This is a genomic window from Olsenella sp. An293, from assembly GCF_002159495.1.
Classification (GTDB): Bacteria; Actinomycetota; Coriobacteriia; order Coriobacteriales; family Atopobiaceae; genus Thermophilibacter.
The window spans coordinates 92997-109929 of the sequence record NZ_NFIT01000003.1 but is presented as its reverse complement, the minus strand read 5'-3'; the positions used below and the strand labels follow the sequence as shown (position 1 = coordinate 109929).

Below are 16933 nucleotides of genomic sequence, written 5' to 3'. Positions count from 1 at the left end.
CACATGAGCGACTACACCCCCGGCGCGATCGCGCCCGAGCGCGCTAACGAGCTCACCTCGACCTTCTCCGCCGACCGAGCCAACCGCGTGGCGAGAAACGCCGTCACCTCGATGAACGTCCACGCCGCCGCGCGCGACGTCACGACCATGCGCACCTATCACGACACCTTTGCCGTGAGCCGCGCGCGCACCGGCAAGGTCACCAACCAGCGCCACTCCGGCCGCTGCTGGATGTTCGCCGCCTTCAACGTGGCGCGCGCCGCCACGATGGACCTGCTCGACGTCGACGACTTCGAGTTCTCCCAGGCCTTCGGCTTCTTCTACGACAAGCTCGAGAAGTTCAACGTGGGTCTCGAGTACGTCATCGAGACCGCCGCGCTGCCGCTCGACTCCCGCGAGGTCTCGGGGCTTCTTGGCCACTGCATGGGCGACGGCAACTACTACCCCGCCGCTATGAACATCATCCGCAAGTGGGGCCTCGTGCCCAAGGACGTCATGCCCGAGAGCGCTTGCACCAAGGACGCCGACCAGATGAACGCCCAGCTCGAGCGCCTCTTCCACAAGAGCGCGATGGAGCTGCGCCGCCTCGCGGCCGAGGGCGCCGACGTTGCAGACCTGCGCGAGGCCAAGGAGGGCATGGTCGCCGACTGCCACCGCGTCCTCTCCGTGTGCCTCGGCGAGCCGCCGCTGACCTTTGACCTCGAGGTCCCCGTGGGCAAGAACTGCCGCATCAAGGCCTCCCAGCTCGTGGAGCAGTCCGGTGACGACCGCCCGGCATGCGAGAAGGACGCGCCGCGGCGGCTCCTCGTGGACCGCGGCATCACGCCGCGCGAGTTCGCCGAGCGCTACGTGCCCCTCGACCCGAGCGACTACGTGCAGCTCGTCAGCATGCCCGGCGAGACCCGCCCCTTCGGCCACGTCTTCCACCGCCGCTTCTCCGACACCATGGCCGGCGGCACGCCTCTCAAGATGCTCAACGTGCCCGTCGAGGCGCTCGAGGACGCCGCCGTGGCGTCGCTTCGCGCCGGCGTGCCTTGCGAGATGGCGTGCGACGTGGGCCAGCAGTTCCCGCGCAAGATCGAGGACTTCCCCGGCGTGCTCGCGTGCGACACGATGGACTACGAGGGACTCTTTGGCGTCGACCTCTCCATGGACCGCGCCGAGATGATCGACGCGCACGAGACGCGCAACACCCACGCGATGACCTTCCAGGGCGTCGAGCTGGGCGCCGACTGCCGTCCGGTGGCCTGGCGCATCGAGAACAGCTGGGGCGAGGACGCCTGCAAGGGCGGCTACCTCGTGGCGAGCGCCGAGTGGTTCCGCACCTACGGCGGCGAGGTCGTCGTGCGCCGCGAGTTCGTGCCCGCGGACCTGCTCGACCTCTGGGACAACGCCCCCGTCGAGGAGGTCGACCCCTGGACCACCGTAGGCCTCGCGCTCGCGCCGCGGCTGTAGACATACGCACCCCATGGGTCGCCCCCGGGCTTGCCCCGTGCTCAGACAGTCCTCGCCGCAGAAGGCGCGGCTGCGGAACTGCGCGCGGGACAAGCCCGGGGGCGACCCTTGTCTCGGCCGACTCTAGCCGCAGCGCCCAAGCCCCGGCGGGCAACGTCCGCCGCGAGTTCCGCAGCCGCGCCTTCTGCGGCGAGGACTGTCTGAGCGCCGGACGTTGCCCGACGGGGCGAGTCGGGTCGGAGGAAGTTGAGACTAGAACTCCGCGAAGCGGGGCTCGTGCGCGCGGGCGATGTCGTCACCGTTGGCGAGCTCGCGGGCGGCGGCGACGAAGGGTGCCTCCTCCCCGGTGCGAAAGACCAGGGAGAGCTGCACGTCCTCGGCAAAGAGCGAGTCGGCCACCTTTCCGCCGGCATTCGTCGCGAGGCGGGTCACGCGGTCGTAGAGGGCGTAGGGCAGCTGCACGGTGACCGGCGTCACCAGCGTCATCTCGACGATCTTGTCGTCTGTCTCGGCCGCCTCGACGGCTGCCTGGGTGGCGGCGGTGTAGGCGCGCACGAGGCCGCCGGGGCCCAGCAGCGTCCCGCCGAAGTAGCGCGTGACCACGCAGCAGACGTTGGCCAGGCCCGCGCCGCGCAGGACCTCGAGCGTGGGCATCCCCGAGGTCCGGCTGGGCTCGCCGTCGTCGGAGCAGCGCTCGCGGCCGTCCGCGAGGATCCAGGCGGGGACGTTGTGGCGCGCGTCGTGATGGCGCGAGCGCACCTGCTCGATGAAGGCCTCCGCGTCCTTCTCGCTCTCCACGTGGGCAAGCTGCGCGATGAAGCGGCTGCGACGGTCCTCGAACTCGCCCACGGCCTCGACGCCGACGCGCGGCGTGCGATAGGACTCCCCCGTCACCGCTCGCACCTGATGAGCTCGCTTCCGGCGCTCACCTCGACGTCGCTGTCGCACACGACCCGCACCGAGGCGAAGGCGTCGGCGTTGGTCACGGTCACGACCACCGTGTCGTCGAGCCCGCGCTCGCTCATCAGTGCGCGGTCGAAGCTCATGACGGGCTGACCGGCTCGGACGCGGTCGCCCTTGCGGACAAACGCCCGGAACCCCGCGCCGCGCAGGCGCACCGAGTCCAGGCCCACGTGAAGGAGGACCTCCGCGCCGTTCTCGGACTGGATGAGCAGGGCATGCTTGGTCTTGACGTCGGCCACCACCGTCCCCGACACCGGGGAGAACGCCACGTCCTCCTGGGCGCGGATGCCCAGACCGCACCCCAGCATCCCCTGGGAGAAGGCGGGGTCGGGCACCGCGTCGAGGGCGACCACCTGCCCCGTGACGGGAGCGAGGATGGCCTCGGGGTCCTGGGGCGCCGGGACCGCCTCGGGCGCCCTCCTGGCGCCGGGCAGCGTCCGACTCAGCTTGTCGAGAAGACCCACGTGCGTAACCTTTCCTGCTGCGTGCCGTCGGGGGCGGCGATGTGTGCGATTCGCAGTCGTATTGTAGTCCAAGGCGAGTGCCGCGGCTCAAGGTCATTTTCATGGTAGAATCCTTGGCGCGAGGTGGGCCAGGCGACCGCGGGGCGCGAAAGCGCCATGAGGAAAGTCCGGGCTCCACAGGGCAGGATGCCGGCTAACGGCCGGGCGGGGTGACCCGACGGAAAGCGCCGCAGAAAAGAAGACTCCCGCTGGCGGGCCTGGCCCGTTGAGGGAAAAGCTGAAACGGTGGTGTAAGAGACCACCAGCGTCGTGGCAACACGGCGGCTTGGCAAGCCCCATCCGGAGCAAACGCAAATAGGAGCGCCATGGTGTGGCCCGCACTGCGCTCGGGTTGCGCGCTAGAGGCGGCTGGTGACAGCCGCAGTAGATAAATGGCCGCCCACGACAGAACCCGGCTTATAGGCCCACCTCGCACCTTCTCGCCCTTCTCGGCCCAAGAGCCTCAAGACGAAAACGACCCCGCGCCGACAAGGACGCGGGGCCGCGCGGAGGCGTGCTCAACGAGGAGCTAGTCGAGGTCACCAAAGTCGGCGACGTTGACAGCCGGCGCCGGGGCGGGAGCCACGGGCGTGGGAGCGGCGGTCGGGACGTCGGTGTGGGTGGTGCCGGCGGAGCCGGTGGGGGCGCTGGAGAAGGAGACCTGCGCCGGGAACATGGCCTCGGCATCGTCCATGAAGTGCTGCAGGAGCTTCTTGTACTCGGCGCGGAAGTCCTCGCGGGAGGCCTTCAGACGGTCGATCTCGTCGAGCTCGTTCTGCTTCTCGGCGAGCGCCTGACGGATGACCTCGCGGGCCTTGGCGTCGGCGTCGTTGCGGATGCGCTCGGCGGAGTCGCGCGCCTCGGCGAGGAGCTTGTCGGCGGACTGCTGCGCCACGATGAGGACCTGGGAAATCTGACGCTCGGACGCGGTGATGGAGTCGGTGGCGGGAGCCGGCGCCGGGGCGACGGGGGCCGGGGCGGTGGAGGAGCCGCGCTCCTCGAGGCTGGCAATCTGCGCCTGGGCGGCGGAGAGCTGCTGCTCGGTGGAGGTCAGGCGGCCCTTGAGGTCCGCGATCTTCTGGAGCATCGCGTCCACCTCGGCGGAGAGCTGCTCCAGGAAGGCGTCGACCTCCTCGGTGTCATAGCCGTGCTTGGAGGGAGAGAAGGTCTGCTGCTCGATGTCTGCTGGTGTGATTGCCATTCTTGTTCCCTTTCGCTTCGCGGACGCGGTCACGTCCGCTTAACCTTACCACTACAGTCTACAAAATCAGGTAATACAGCAACCGCTCGATGAGGCTGAGCGCCAATATCGCCACAACCGGCGAGAAGTCGACGCCCATGACGGGCGGGATGAAGCGCCTGAAGAGGCCGACGAAGGGCTCCACGAGGGTCGCGATGGCCGCCCGGAGGTCCTCGAAGAAGCCGGACCCCGTCCGAGGCACCCAGGACAGGATGCACCAGATGACGATGAGCCAGCCGTAGATGTCAAAGAGCCGCTGGACGACAGAGAGTATGGTGTAGAGGCTCATGCCCCGCCTTTCCTAAACCTTCAAATTGGGGACTGTCCCCAATTTGCATATGCGAGTTGGGGACGGTCCCCAACGCACATGGTACCCACGATCAGCCCTCGGCAAGCTCTCGCGTGCGCGCGAGCGCGGCGTCGACCGCCTCCTCGGAGCCGGCGGCCACGAGCGGCTCGAGCTCGCGCAGTGCCGCGGCGGTGGTCCCGCCCGGCGACGTCACGCGCTCCATGTAGGCGCGCGGGTGGACGCCCTCGGCCAGGAGCTGCTCGGCGCAGCCGCGCATGGTCGTCTCGAGCATCTCGCGGCACGCCTGGGCGGGAAGCCCCGCGCGGACGCCGGCGCGCGTGAGCGTGTCGACAAACAGCGAGAAGAACGCGGGCGCCGTCCCCACGACGGCGCCGGAGACGTCGAGCTGGTCCTCGCGCATGACCTGAGCGGCGCCGAGCGCGGCGAAGACCTTGCGGGCGAGCTCGACGTCGGCTGCCGTCGCCAGGGACCCGGCGGCGAGCGCCGTGGCGCCGGAGCGCACCTGCACCGGCAGGTTGGGCATCGCGCGGACCACCCGCGCGCCGGGAAGGGCCGCCTCGATCGTCGAGAGCGCGACGCCCGCCGCGATCGAGATGACGAGCCTCCCGGCAAGCCCCGCGGCGCACTGCGCCATGACGTCGGGCAGCACCTGGGGCTTCACGGCGAGGACCACCACGTCCGGGCCCGCGTCGACAAGCGCCGCCCCATCCGGGAAGACGTGCGCGCCGAGCGCGGCGAGCGCCTCGGTGCGGGCGGGGTCGTGGTCTGCGGCGAGCAGACGCTCGGGGACGATCGCGCCCGCCTCGAGCAGGCCGCGCGCGATCGATCCGCCCATGGAGCCGGCGCCGACGATGCCGACGCTGACGGAGAGGGTCTCGCTCATGACGGCGCCTACCGGACGAGGTCGCCGTCGGCGACGAGCTTGTCGATGTCGGCGCGGGCGAGCTCGATGCCGCACGGCAGCACGACGAAGACCCGGTCGCCGAGCTCGCTGACCTCGCCGCCGATGCCGAAGGAGAGGCCAAAGGAGAAGTCGAGGATGCGCTTGGCGGTCTCGATGTTGGTGTTGCGGAAGACCAGGACGACCGGCTGGCCGGTACGGACGCGGCGGACGACCGTCTGAACGTCGTCATAGGAGACGGGCTTCAGGACGTAGGGGGGCAGCTGGCCGGAGTTGTTCGCCCTCGAGATGGTGCGCGGGCCGAGGTCGCCGGGGGTGGGGATGGGGCGCATCGCGGAGGTCACGTCCTGGGAGGAGTGGCGCGAGGCGTCGTCGGCGTAGCCGCCCGAGGAGTAGGAGCCCTGCGAGGGCTGGGACGGGGCGGGACGGGCGCTCACCGGGCGGCCGGAGCGGGTGAAGACCGAGACGCTCTCGGCCTCGGGGCGCGGGGTGTTGCCGAGCAGGCGCGGGCTGGAGCCCGTGTCGCGACGGCGGGACTCGTGGGCGTAGCCTCCCTGCTCGCCCTCGTAGCCCTCCTCGTCCTCGTAGTAGTCGTCCTCGTAGTAGTCGTCGCCCGCGCCGCCGCGGAGACGGTCCTTGATCGTGTCGAGAAAGCCCATGCTCTCCTCCTTCTTCCGCCGCGCGCGAGGCGCGGCCACGCTCCGTCAGTACTGTCAGCTCAGGGCGTAGCCCTGGTCGAACACGCATCGTCCGAGCCGCACGAGGGTCGAGCCCTCCTCGACCGCGGCCTCGAAGTCGTCGCTCATCCCGCAGGAGAGCGTCTCGAGGGGAAGCCCCGTCCGCGCGCGCAGCTCCTCGGCGAGCTCGCGCAGGCCCGAGAACGTCCGACGCGCCGCGGCGGGGTCGCCGGCGGGCGCCATCGTCATCAGGCCGAGCACGCGGATGCCCGGCAGCGCCACCACCGACTCGGCGGCCGCCCGAAGCTCCTCGCAGGAGAAGCCCGACTTGGACGCCTCGCCGGAGACGTTGGTCTCGAGCAGCACGTCGGCGACGATGCCGCGCGCCTCGCAGCGCGTCGACACCGCCTGGGCGAGATGCGCGGATGAGATCGAATGGATGAGCGAAACCCGACCGATCACCTGGTTGATCTTGTTCTTCTGGAGGTTGCCGATCATGTCAAAGCGAACGCCCGTCATCTCGGGCTCCCCGGAGAGGGCCTCGAGCTTGCGGACGAGCTCCTGCGGGCGGTTCTCGCCAAAGCGGCCCCATCCCGCGCGGCGGGCGAGAAGGACCTCGTCGGGACCGACGGTCTTGGAGACCGCGATGGCCTCGACCTGCCCGGGCTCGCGACCGGAGCGGCGCGCGGAGGCGCCGATCCGCTCGAGAATCTCCTCCCGACGGGAGCTCAGGAAGCTCGCGTACGTCTGGTCCTCGCTCATCGCGTCCTCTCCTCCCCCGACCCTTGCCCGTCTTCGAGCGGCCTCCACGCGGCCCGCGAGCCGCCCAGGACGGCGATCGCGCCGTGCCGGCCACAGGTTCCCCCCTCGGCCCGGTACGAGAAGAACCGCCCCGTCGAGGAGGCGGTCGAATCGGCGCAGCACGCCACCTGCGAGGCGTCGAGGCCCGCCTCGGCGAGGGCCGAAAGGACCGCCGCCGTGAGGTCGAGCCTGCGCTCCCCCGCGATGACGCCCGACCCGAACTCCTCCGAGAAGCGCTCGGCGAGCTCGGCGGACACCTCGTAGTCGTCCACGAGGATGTGGGGGCCCACGTAGGCGACGAGCTCGCCGGGAAGCGCGCCCGCCTGCTCGCAGAGCGCCCGCGCCGCCTTGGCGGCGATCCGGGACAGGGTCCCCCGCCATCCCGAGTGCGCGACCGCGAAGCCGCCCGGGCAGGCGATCACCACGGGGACGCAGTCGGCAAAGCACAGAAGGACGGGGACGTCGGGGGCGGTGCAGACGACGGCGTCGGCGCCGAGGCGCGCGAGGCGCTGGGCCTCTCGGACCGAGGCCTCGTCGCCGGAGCGCACGCACACGACCTCGTCGCCGTGCACCTGCCTCGGGTTGACGAGACGCCCGGCCAGGCCGTCGGCGCCGAGCGCCGCGAGCGCGCGGAGCCGGTTCTCGGCGACGGACGCGGGGTCGTCCCCACAGGCGTCGCCGAGGTCGAGCGAGGCGTACGGCGTCGCGGAGACGCCGCCGGTCCGCTCCGTGAAGGCGAAGGTGACCCCGCCCGCGACGCGCGCGTCGGAGAGCAGGGTCACCTCGCCGGACTGGTATCGCTCCAAGCAGGGCATCGCTAGATGCGGCTGCGCTTCAGGAACTCGGGGATGTCGAACTCCTTGTCGTTGGACGACCCGGAGCGGCTCGAGGTCGAGGCCGGGGCGCTCGACTTCTGCTGGCGAGCGGGGGCCGCGGGACGGGAGACCGGCATGGACATCGAGGGCAGGGGCTGCTGGACGTTGCCGTCGCTGAAGCCCGTGGCGATGACGGTCACGCGGACCTGGTCGCCGAGCGACTCGTCGACGACGGTGCCGAAGATGATCGTGGCCTCGGGGTCGACGTTCTTGGCGACGAGGTCGGCGGCGTCGTTGATCTCCTGGATGCCGAGGTCCTTGTTGCCGGCGATCGAGAGCAGGACGCGCGTGGCGCCGTCGATGGAGCCCTCGAGCAGGCGGCTGGAGATGGCCTCCTCGGCGGCGTCGGTGGCGCGGTTGTCGCCGGAGGCGGTGCCGATGCCCATCATGGCGGTGCCGGAGTTCTTCATGATGGTGCAGACGTCGGCGAAGTCGAGGTTGATCAGGCCGGGGACCGTGATGAGGTCGGTGATGCCCTGGGTGCCCTGGCACAGCACGTCGTCGGCCATGCGGAAGGCCTCGAGCATGGTGGTCTTCTTCTCGGAGAGGTCGAGCAGGCGGTCGTTGGGGATCACGATGAGGGTGTCGACGTTCTCGGAGAGGTTCTTGATGCCCTCCATGGCGGAGGAGAAGCGCTTGCGGCCCTCGAAGGTGAAGGGCTTGGTGACGACGCCCACCGTGAGGGCGCCCACGTCGTTCTTGGCGATGTCGGCCACCACGGGGGCCGCACCGGTGCCGGTGCCGCCGCCCTCGCCGGCGGTGATGAAGACCATGTCGGCGCCCGCGAGCGCGGCCTTGATCTCGTCGCGGGTGTCCTCGGCGGCCTCCTTGCCGACCTCGGGGTTGGCGCCGGCGCCGAGGCCCTTGGTGATGTCGGTGCCGATGTGGACCTTGATGTCGGCGTCGGAGATGGCGAGCGCCTGGGCGTCGGTGTTGACGGCCACGAACTCGACGCCGCGGATGCCCTCCTCGATCATGCGGTTCACCGCGTTGGTGCCGCCTCCGCCCACGCCCACGACCTTGATGACGGCGAGGTAGTTGCTGAGGGTGTCGGTATCCTTGATCATCGTGTCCTCCTCGAAAGGGCCTGTCTGCAGGGTTGCTTGCTTGCGTGCTGCCTCACCGCCACGCCGGCAAAACCCTCAAGCTCAGGTTCACGTCAACGCTTTGGATAAAGCGACGTATATTGGCACACTTGAGGGTCGCTCGTCAAACAGTTTGGCGAATTCGTGAAGTTCCTAGCTCAACGTGGGTGCCGCTCACCAGAAAACCCTCAGGCGAACGGAGGGGCTCACTCCTGGGAACCCTCATCCTCACCCTGAGCGGGCATGTCCTGCTCGCCCTGGTCCTGCTCGCCCTGGGCGGCGTCGCCCGTCTCCTCCAGGCCCTGCTGCCCGGTGTCCAGGCCCTCCCCGTCGAGGCCCTGGTCCTCGCCGGAGGAGACCACGCCCGAGCCTTCCTGGACGTTCTCGGAGTCGATGCCGCGGAACGAGACGCCCTTCTCGGTGGGGACGCGCACGTTGATGAACAGGAGCGACCCCGGGTACTGGGAGACGATCTTCTCGATGAGGCTCTGCTTGGTGGCGATGTCGGTCGGGGAGCCGAGAAGGACCTCGACCCCGCTCGCGAGCGTGCACGAGACGTTGTCCTCGGACGGCGCGGAGTAGCTCACGATCTGGCTCGCGAAGTCGTCGGAGAAGGCCTCGCGGAACTCCTGGACCGCGATCAGGGCGGCGTCGGTCGCGACGGAGCCCGCGACCGGGGACACGGTCGCCGGGACGTCGGTGATAAGCAGGCAGCCCTCGGCGATCGCTCGCTCGAGCGCCGCGTCGTTGATGGACTTGTCCTCGGAGGAGGTGACGCTCGTCGGCTGGATCCACGTGCCCGCGTCGCCGAGATACCACGCGATCGAGCCCGAGCTCATCACCACGAGGGCGTCGATCGCCTGCTCCTGGATCGAGATCTTGAGGGTGTGGGGGAAGGCGCGCTCGAAGTCGACGGCGGCGACCCAGGGATCCTTCTTGAGGGCGGCCTCGATGGAGGCGGTGTCGACGTTGAGCAGCGTCGAGCCCTGGGGCACCTTCACGAGGTTTCTGATGTCCTCCTCGGAGACGTGCTCGGTCGGCGCGACCTCGACCGAGTCGATCGAGAAGACCGAGGAGTCGCGCAGGGCGAACAGGGCGAGCGCCGCCACGAGCAGAAGCGCGAGCAGGCCGGCGCCGATCATGGCGAGAAGGCGCAGCGTCTGGCCGCGCTGATGGCGCTCCCTGCGCTCCTTGGGGGTGGAGGGCGCGGACGGCTTGCCCACGAGCGAGCGCACGCCCGCCTTCCCGGCGATGGCGCGGGCCGACGACGCCGCCTTGGAGGCGACGGCGGCCTTGGCCTTGGGGGCCGTCGCCTTCTTGGGCTTGGCCGCGGGCTTGGGCTTGGGCGTGGCGAGCTTGGCCGCGGGGCGCGGGCGCGACGGCTTGGGGGAGCCCGAGGCGGCCGGGGCCTTCTGCGTGCCGGGCGCGTTGACCGGCGTCTTCTGGCGCTTGGTGGGGCGCCTGCTGGTGTCCTTGGCCACGTCGCCCCCTCCGCTACGCGCCGAAGCCGAGCAGCTTGACCTCGCAGGCGAGGTCGATGCCGTGCCGCTCGAGGACCGCGTCGTGGGCGCGCGAGATGAGCGCGATGACGTCGGCGGCGGTGGCGCCCCCACGGTTGACGATGAAGTTGGCGTGCTCGGGCGAGATCTGGGCCCCGCCGCACGTGACCCCCTTGAGCCCGCAGGACTCGATCAGGGCGCCGGCAGAGCCGTCGGGCGGGTTCCTGAAGACGGACCCGCAGCTCGGGACCGCGAGCGGCTGGGCCTCGCGACGCCGCCTGAGGCGGGCGTCCATGTCCTCGGCGATCGCGCGCGGGTCGCCGGGCTCGAGGGAAAGCGTTGCCTCGAGGATGATCTCCGAGGTGGGAAGCGACGTCGAGCGATAGCCCCACGCGATCTCTCCCCCGCCGTAGCGGTGCATGCCCTCCCCGGGGCGCAGCACCACGAGGTCGCGGACGAGCGGGCCGACCCACTCGCGACGCGTGCCCGCGTCCATCGAGAGGGCGCCGCCAAACGTGCCCGGGATGCCCACGAGGGGCTCGAGGCCCGTGAGGCCGGCCTTGAGCGCGTCGTTGACCAGGCGCGAGAGCGTCGAGCCGGCGCCGGCGGTGAGCGCGCCGTCCTCCGCGAAGGAGTGGCGGGCGAACTCGCCGTCGAGCGTGATGACGCAGCCCCGATACCCCTCGTCCGAGACGAGCAGGTTGGAGCCCTTGCCCAAGATCACCCACTCAACGCGCTCGGCGGCAAGCACGGCAAGCGTCCTCGAGAGCGCCTCGTAGCTGTGGGCCGCGACATACAGCGCCGCGGCCCCCCCGATGCGGTAGAAGGTCCTGCGGGAGAGCCGCTCGTCTCGGCGCACGTCGGCGTCGACGGCCCCCGAGAGGGCCATGTAGGCGTTGAGGACGCTCACTGGGCGCGACCGCCCTCCCGCTCGCGCATGGCGGCGATGAAGGCCGGGCCCATCGTGGTCACGTCGCCGGCGCCCTGCGTGATGAGGAGGTCACCGGGGCGGACGATGTCGCAGAGGTCCTCGATGAGCTTCTTTCGGTTGGGGACGTAGGCGACGTCGAGGACGTTGCCCAGGTGGCGCACCGCCTCGACGACGGTCTTGCCAGAGACGCCCGGGACGGGCAGCTCGCCCGCGGGGAAGACGTCCATGACGCGCAGGACGTCGGCGTGGTCGAAGGCGCGCCCGAACTCGTCGGCGAGCGCCTGGGTGCGGCTGTAGCGGTGCGGCTGGAAGACGCACACGACGCGCTTGAAGCCGAGGTCGGCCGCCGCGCCGAGCGTGACGGAGATCTCGGTGGGGTGGTGCCCGTAGTCGTCGACGACGGTCACGCCGCCCACGTCGCCCACGTGCGTGAAGCGACGGCGCGCGCCCTTGAACTGGCTGAGGGCCTCAGCGGCGGCGACGGGGTCGAGGCCGAGCACGTCGGCCACGGCGATGGCCGCGGTCGCGTTGGCCATGTTGTGACGCCCGGGGTTGGCGCTGATCGTCACGCGGACGTCGCTGCGGCCGCCCGGCAGCCGCACGGAGAAGGTGCTGGCCAGGGTGTGCCCGCCGTCCTCGGGGACGCAGACGTAGTCGCAGGAGGGACTGAAGCCGTAGGTGACCACGCGCCTGCCCGTGGAGCGGGCGAGCTCGACGTAGCGGGCGACGTCACCGTTGACGACGACCGTGCCCTCGTCCCCGACGAGGCCCATGAAGGTGCAGAAGGTCTTCTCGATGTTCTCGAGGGTGCCGTAGTGGTCGAGGTGGTCCGCCTCGATGTTGGTGACCACGACCACGTTGGGGTTGAGGTAGAGGAAGGAGCCGTCGGACTCGTCCGCCTCGCAGACGAAGTGCTCGCCGGCGCCGTTGCGGCCGTTGGTGCCGTAGCCCTCGACGACGCCGCCGATCAGGAAGGAGGGGTCGAGCCCCATCTTGTCGAGCATCGTGGCGACCATCGAGGACGTGGTGGTCTTGCCGTGCGTCCCCGCGACGGCGACGGTGCGCTGGGTGCCCGAGAGCCACGAGAGCATCTTGGCGCGCGGCCAGATGGGGATGCCGAGCTCGTGGGCGCGGACGACCTCGGGGTTGGTCTCGGGGATGGCGGTCGAGGTGACCACCACCTGCGGGGCGACCTCGTCGATCGTGGCGGCCTCGTGGCCCACGTGGACGTCGATGCCGGCCGCCTCGAGCTCGCGGACGTAGTGGGAGCTCTTGAGGTCGGAGCCGGTCACGCGACATCCGCGCTCGTGCAGGACGAGGGCGATGCCGCTCATCCCCGCGCCACCGATTCCGATGAAGTGGGCACTCGTGACGTTTTCGACCTCAGCGTTGTTCTCGACCATGGGTCCGCTTTCGACGTGGCCTATCGTGCGCCCTCTAATGTATCTCAAATCGGGCGGCGTCGCGGCACCTCCGCACAAATCCCGCGAGCGCGCGGGAGTCTCAACCGGAGCTTTCGTCCGGCCGGGAACGCGGGTGGACGGGCCTTTGGCGGCAGGTCGGGAGCGGAGGGTCAGCTGCGCCGGACGGCCGCCTCAACCTGGTCCGCGAGGGCCACCGACGCGCTCGTCTGGGCGAGGCCGCGCGCCGCGGCGCGCATCCGCTCGCGGCGGGCGGCGTCGTCGACGAGGCCGAGCAGCGTCTCGGAGAAGACGGGCTCGTCGATCTTGTCGTCGGGCACGAGCTCCGCCGCGCCGGCGTCCGTCAGGAAGCGGGCGTTGGTGGTCTGGTGGTCGGCCGTCGCGTGGGGATAGGGCACCAGGAGGCTGGGGACGGCGAGCGCCGCGATCTCGGCGATCGAGGACGCCCCGGCCCGGGAGAGCACGAGGTCGGCGGCCGCGAGCGCCTCGCCCATGTTGGAGATGTAGGGCATGACGCGCCAGCGGAGCTGCTCGTCGGGCGTGAGCGCGAGGGCCGAGACGGTCTCGTCGAAGCCGTCCGCGCCGGTGGAGTGGACCACGACGAGCCCCTCGCGGGAGAGCAGCTCCCGCTTGAGGCGGCAGACGCCCTCGTTGATGTGGGCCGCCCCGAGCGACCCGCCAAAGACGAGCAGGAGCGTCTCGTCGGGCTCGACGTCAAAGGCGGCCCGTCCCGCCTCGCGGCTCGCGGACGACACGCTGCGGCGGACCGGGTTTCCCGTGAGCACCACGGAGCGCGCGGGGCGCTTGGCCCGCTCGAAGACCTCGCGCGCCGCGGGCACCGAGATGCACACGGCCTCCGCGTGCGGGGCGAGCGCCTTGTTGGCCAGGCCCGGGACCGAGTTCTGCTCGTGGAGCAGATAGGGCACGCCGGCGCGATGGCAGGCGTTGAGCAGCGGCATCTCGACGTAGGCGCCAAAGCCCACGGCGACGTCGGGCGCGCCCTTCTCGGCGAAGCGGCCCTTGATCTGGGACTGGGCGTGCCGCATGCGCGCGAGCGAGCTCGCGAGCGTCCAGGGGCGGGAGCGGTCGAAGCCGCTCACGACCACCGGCACGAGCTCGAAGCCCGCCTCGGGGACGAGCCGTCCCTCGAGCTTGGAGGTCTGGCCAAAAAACGTCACGTGGTGGCCGCGGTCGCGCAGCTCCTCGGCGAGCGCGAGCGCGGGGTTGATGTGTCCGGCCGTGCCGCCCGCGGCGATCGCGACCTCGAGGTGTCTCTCGTCCATGAGCCTCTCCCTGCTATCGTGTCCTGGGCCCCTTGTCGCGCCCGCGCAGGCGGTCGCTCGCGCTGGGGCCGAGGTCTATTCTGCCGCGTCGGCCGCCGCCCGTCGACCCGCGCCCGCTCGACCCGCGCGCGCCCGTGCCGCGGCCCGATCCGCCGCGCCCCGCGGCCCCGCGCCCGGTCGTCGCGCGGCCGCTCGAGCGCCCTGAGCCCGAGGCGCCCCGGCGGGCGCCGCCCTCGACGACGGTGAACCCGGGGCTCGCCTGAGCGCCCCCCGAGGAGGCGCGTCCGCGGCCCGAGCGCGCCGCGGGCTCCCCCACGAGCTCGAGGCCGGCGGGGTCGCGCCCCTCGTCCTCGAGCTGCCAGGTGTGCCGGACGCCGTCGTAGGCCGTCTCGGGCAGGCGCGAGTGCACCGAGACCGAGACGATCATGCCCACGAGCATGAGGCTCGCGAGGATCGAAGAGCCTCCGTAGGACAAAAACGGGATCGGCTTGCCCGAGAGCGGGAAGAGCCCGAGCACGCCGCACACGTTGAGGAGCAGCTGCACGATCACGAGCGTGGTGCAGCCCGCCGCCACGAGGCGCCCCGAGAGGTCGGGGGCGTAGCGCGCGATCTGAAAGCCCGCCCACAGGAACACCGCAAATCCCGCGAGCACGCCGAGGGTGCCCAGAAGGCCGCACTCCTCGCCGATGACGGCGAAGATGAAGTCGTTGTGCGCCATCGGCAGGTAGGAGTACTTCTGGCGCGAGAAGCCGATCCCGACGCCAAGCAGGCCTCCCGAGCCAAAGGCGTAGAACCCCTGGATGAGCTGGTAGCCGGTGTCGAAGGGGTCGCTCCACGGATCGAGCATGGTCAGCAGGCGCTGGCGGGAGTAGTCGTCTTTCAGCGAGAGGGCGAGAAACCCGAGGAGGCCCATGACCAGAAGGCCGACCAGGATCCTCTTGGGCACGCCCGCGAGATACCCCATCACCACTATCGTGAGGCCCAGTACCATCGTCGAGCCCTTGTCGGGCTGGACGACGATGAGCACGAGCGGCACGCCCACGCCCACGATGACGAGCCTGAGAAACCCGCTCCAGTCGAGCGAGCCCTCCTCGAAGTAGCGCTCGGCGACGTTGGCCGCCGTGAACACGATCGTGAGCTTTGCGAACTCCGAGGGCTGCAGGTCGAAGAAGCCGAGGTTAATCCAGCGCGTGGCGCCCATGTCGTTGTCGGTTCCCGCGACGATGACCAGCGCGAGCAGCGCCACCGTGACGACCCAGATGGGCATCAGGAAGCGCCTCACCCAGACGCGATAGTCGAGCACCGCAAGGCCCACCGCGACGACGCTTCCCACCGCGGCGAACATCAGCTGCCGCTTGAGGTAGTAGGCGGCGTCCCCCGTCGCGCCGAGCGCGGTCACCGAGGAGGCGGAGTAGACCATGAGCGTGCCAAAGGCCACCAGGATGCCCACGCAGGCGATGAGCACCAGGCGCGGGCGCATGAAGCGCTCGGGTACGCCGAGCAGCGTCCCCTCCCCCCTCGGGGCCCGCCCGTCACGGGGCCGGGCGACGGCCGTGCGCTGGCGCGCCGTCACGAGAGCGCCCCCTCGTCGGCAAGCTCGGACACGAGGCGCTTGAAGAGGCGGCCGCGCTCGGCCATGTTGGAGAACTCGTCAAACGAGGAGCACGCCGGCGAGAGGAGCACGGTGTCGCCGGGGCGCGCCGCGGCGCGGGCGGCGGAGAAGGCCTCGCGCAGGTGCGGGGCGCGCAGGACCTCGAGCCCGGAGCCGCGCTCGGCGCGGGCGGCCTCGAGCGCGCCCGCGATGCGCTCCCCCGCCTCGCCGAAGCACACGGCGACGCGGCAGCGCTCGCAGACGGCGCCCGCGAGGGAGGCGAGGTCGGTCATCTTGTCGTGCCCGCCGAGCATGACAACGATCGTGCCGGCGTCGAAGGCAGTGAGCGCCTTCTCGACGGAGTCGGTGTTGGTCGCCTTGGAGTCGTTGACGTAGCGCACCCCGGCGACGGTGCCGGCGGGCTCGATGCGGTGCTCGATGGGCGAGAAGGACCTGAGGCCCGCGCGGACGTCGTCGCGCGTCACGCCCGCCTCGAGGGCGACGGCGGCCGCGGCGAGCGCGTTCTCGGCGTTGTGCAGGCCAAAGATCTTGAGCTCGTCGGCGGGCAGCAGCTCGTGCTCGACGCCGTCGAGGCGCACCACGAGCGTCCCCTCGCGCAGGAAGGCCGCGCAGGGCGCGTCGGGCTCGGAGCAGACGGAGAGGCGGCAGGTGCGCACGCCGCGCGCCTCGCAGCGCCCCGCCACGGCGCGGCACCAGTCGTCGTCGACGGAGACGACGGCGAGGTCGCCCGCGCCCAGGTTGGCGAAGGCGCGCTCCTTGGCGGCGGCGTAGGCCTCCATCGTGTGGTGCCACTCGAGGTGGTCGGGCGTGACGTTGAGCAGCACGGCGGCGCGGGGGTGAAAGAGGCTCGTCTCGGCGAGCTGGAAGCTCGAGAGCTCCGCAACCAGCCAGTCCCCCTCGGTGCGGTCCGGGACGGCCTCGGTGGGCGGCGTCCCGATGTTGCCCACGGAGCGCGCCGCGAGGCCGCCCTCGCGCAGCAGGTGCGTGGCGAGCGAGGTGGTGGTGGTCTTGCCGTTGGTCCCCGTGACGGCGATCCAGCGCTCGGGGCTCTCGCGCCAGGCGAGCTCGGGCTCGCTCACGACCTCGCGCGAGCAGTCCCGGGCGGCGCGGAAGAAGGCCGAGTCCATGGGGATGCCGGGCGAGGCGACGGCGAGGTCGAAGGAGCCTGACACCTCCTCGGTCCCGCAGACGACGCGCACGCCGGCGCCCTCGAGCGCCTCCGTGCGCTCCCCCGCCTGCGCGCTGACGCCGCCGTAGAGGGTGACGGAGCTCACGCGCCCGGGTCCGAGCGCCGCGAGGTAGCGGGCAGCGGACTCGCCGGTGCGGCCGAGCCCGAGCACGAGGACGTCGCCGAGATGTGCCTGAGAGGACATGGTT

Annotated in this window: 16 protein-coding genes and 1 other RNA gene; 2 read left to right on the top strand and 15 right to left on the bottom strand. The window is 71.0% G+C overall.

Features of this window, described 5'->3' with window-relative positions:
* Positions 1-3 precede the first annotated feature (3 nt).
* A complete protein-coding gene (locus B5F85_RS02665; protein WP_087314147.1) occupies positions 4-1455 on the top strand; it encodes a C1 family peptidase in 1452 nt (483 codons plus the stop codon).
* Positions 1456-1707: 252 nt separating this feature from the next.
* Here B5F85_RS02665 and B5F85_RS02660 read toward each other — a convergent pair whose 3' ends face one another.
* Both B5F85_RS02660 and B5F85_RS02655 read right to left on the bottom strand, forming a co-directional pair.
* Complete coding sequence (locus B5F85_RS02660) at positions 1708-2349, bottom strand: YigZ family protein (RefSeq protein ID WP_087314300.1); 642 nt, start codon at positions 2347-2349, stop codon at positions 1708-1710.
* On the bottom strand, positions 2346-2882 hold the full coding sequence (locus B5F85_RS02655) for a PTS glucose transporter subunit IIA (RefSeq protein ID WP_158094544.1): 537 nt from the start codon (positions 2880-2882) through the stop codon (positions 2346-2348). The genes B5F85_RS02660 and B5F85_RS02655 overlap by 4 nt, the downstream gene beginning before the upstream one ends.
* Positions 2883-3002: 120 nt before the next feature.
* On the opposite strand from B5F85_RS02655, the gene rnpB reads away from it, so the two are divergent.
* Positions 3003-3357: RNase P RNA component class A (gene rnpB, locus B5F85_RS02650), an RNA gene on the top strand.
* Between the two features lie 93 nt (positions 3358-3450).
* Here rnpB and B5F85_RS02645 read toward each other — a convergent pair.
* The 13 genes from B5F85_RS02645 to murD all read right to left on the bottom strand — a co-directional run bounded on the left by B5F85_RS02645 (position 3451) and on the right by murD (position 16929).
* A complete protein-coding gene (locus B5F85_RS02645) occupies positions 3451-4122 on the bottom strand; it encodes a DivIVA domain-containing protein (RefSeq protein WP_087314143.1) in 672 nt (223 codons plus the stop codon).
* Between the two features lie 58 nt (positions 4123-4180).
* A complete protein-coding gene (locus B5F85_RS02640; protein ID WP_087314141.1) occupies positions 4181-4450 on the bottom strand; it encodes a YggT family protein in 270 nt (89 codons plus the stop codon).
* A gap of 91 nt (positions 4451-4541) precedes the next feature.
* The gene (gene proC / locus B5F85_RS02635; RefSeq protein ID WP_087314139.1) at positions 4542-5354 is read right to left on the bottom strand and encodes a pyrroline-5-carboxylate reductase; all 813 of its coding nucleotides are present in this window, start codon (positions 5352-5354) and stop codon (positions 4542-4544) included.
* An 8-nt stretch (positions 5355-5362) separates the two neighbouring features.
* Positions 5363-6031: a cell division protein SepF gene (locus B5F85_RS02630; RefSeq protein ID WP_087314137.1), complete on the bottom strand. Its 669-nt coding sequence runs from the start codon at positions 6029-6031 to the stop codon at positions 5363-5365.
* A 54-nt stretch (positions 6032-6085) separates the two neighbouring features.
* Entirely contained in the window at positions 6086-6811 is a 726-nt protein-coding gene (locus tag B5F85_RS02625) for a YggS family pyridoxal phosphate-dependent enzyme (RefSeq protein WP_087314135.1), read from the bottom strand.
* Positions 6808-7665 carry a polyphenol oxidase family protein gene (locus tag B5F85_RS02620; protein ID WP_087314133.1) on the bottom strand — a complete coding sequence of 286 codons (858 nt, stop codon included), beginning with the start codon at positions 7663-7665 and terminating at the stop codon, positions 6808-6810. The genes B5F85_RS02625 and B5F85_RS02620 overlap by 4 nt, the downstream gene beginning before the upstream one ends.
* A gap of 2 nt (positions 7666-7667) precedes the next feature.
* A complete protein-coding gene (ftsZ, locus tag B5F85_RS02615; RefSeq protein WP_087314132.1) occupies positions 7668-8792 on the bottom strand; it encodes a cell division protein FtsZ in 1125 nt (374 codons plus the stop codon).
* A 224-nt stretch (positions 8793-9016) separates the two neighbouring features.
* A complete protein-coding gene (locus B5F85_RS02610) occupies positions 9017-10291 on the bottom strand; it encodes an FtsQ-type POTRA domain-containing protein (RefSeq protein WP_087314130.1) in 1275 nt (424 codons plus the stop codon).
* 13 nt (positions 10292-10304) lie between these two features.
* Positions 10305-11219: a UDP-N-acetylmuramate dehydrogenase gene (gene murB / locus B5F85_RS02605; protein WP_204204609.1), complete on the bottom strand. Its 915-nt coding sequence runs from the start codon at positions 11217-11219 to the stop codon at positions 10305-10307.
* Positions 11216-12643: a UDP-N-acetylmuramate--L-alanine ligase gene (gene murC, locus B5F85_RS02600; RefSeq protein WP_087314128.1), complete on the bottom strand. Its 1428-nt coding sequence runs from the start codon at positions 12641-12643 to the stop codon at positions 11216-11218. Before murC ends, murB begins: the two co-directional genes overlap by 4 nt.
* Positions 12644-12813: 170 nt before the next feature.
* Positions 12814-13944 carry an undecaprenyldiphospho-muramoylpentapeptide beta-N-acetylglucosaminyltransferase gene (gene murG / locus B5F85_RS02595; RefSeq protein ID WP_087314126.1) on the bottom strand — a complete coding sequence of 377 codons (1131 nt, stop codon included), beginning with the start codon at positions 13942-13944 and terminating at the stop codon, positions 12814-12816.
* A 13-nt stretch (positions 13945-13957) separates the two neighbouring features.
* Positions 13958-15517 carry a putative lipid II flippase FtsW gene (ftsW, locus tag B5F85_RS02590; RefSeq protein WP_239386612.1) on the bottom strand — a complete coding sequence of 520 codons (1560 nt, stop codon included), beginning with the start codon at positions 15515-15517 and terminating at the stop codon, positions 13958-13960.
* Positions 15514-16929, bottom strand: a complete 1416-nt coding sequence (gene murD / locus B5F85_RS02585; protein ID WP_087314122.1) for a UDP-N-acetylmuramoyl-L-alanine--D-glutamate ligase — start codon at positions 16927-16929, stop codon at positions 15514-15516. Before murD ends, ftsW begins: the two co-directional genes overlap by 4 nt.
* Between the last annotated feature and the right edge of the window lie 4 nt (positions 16930-16933).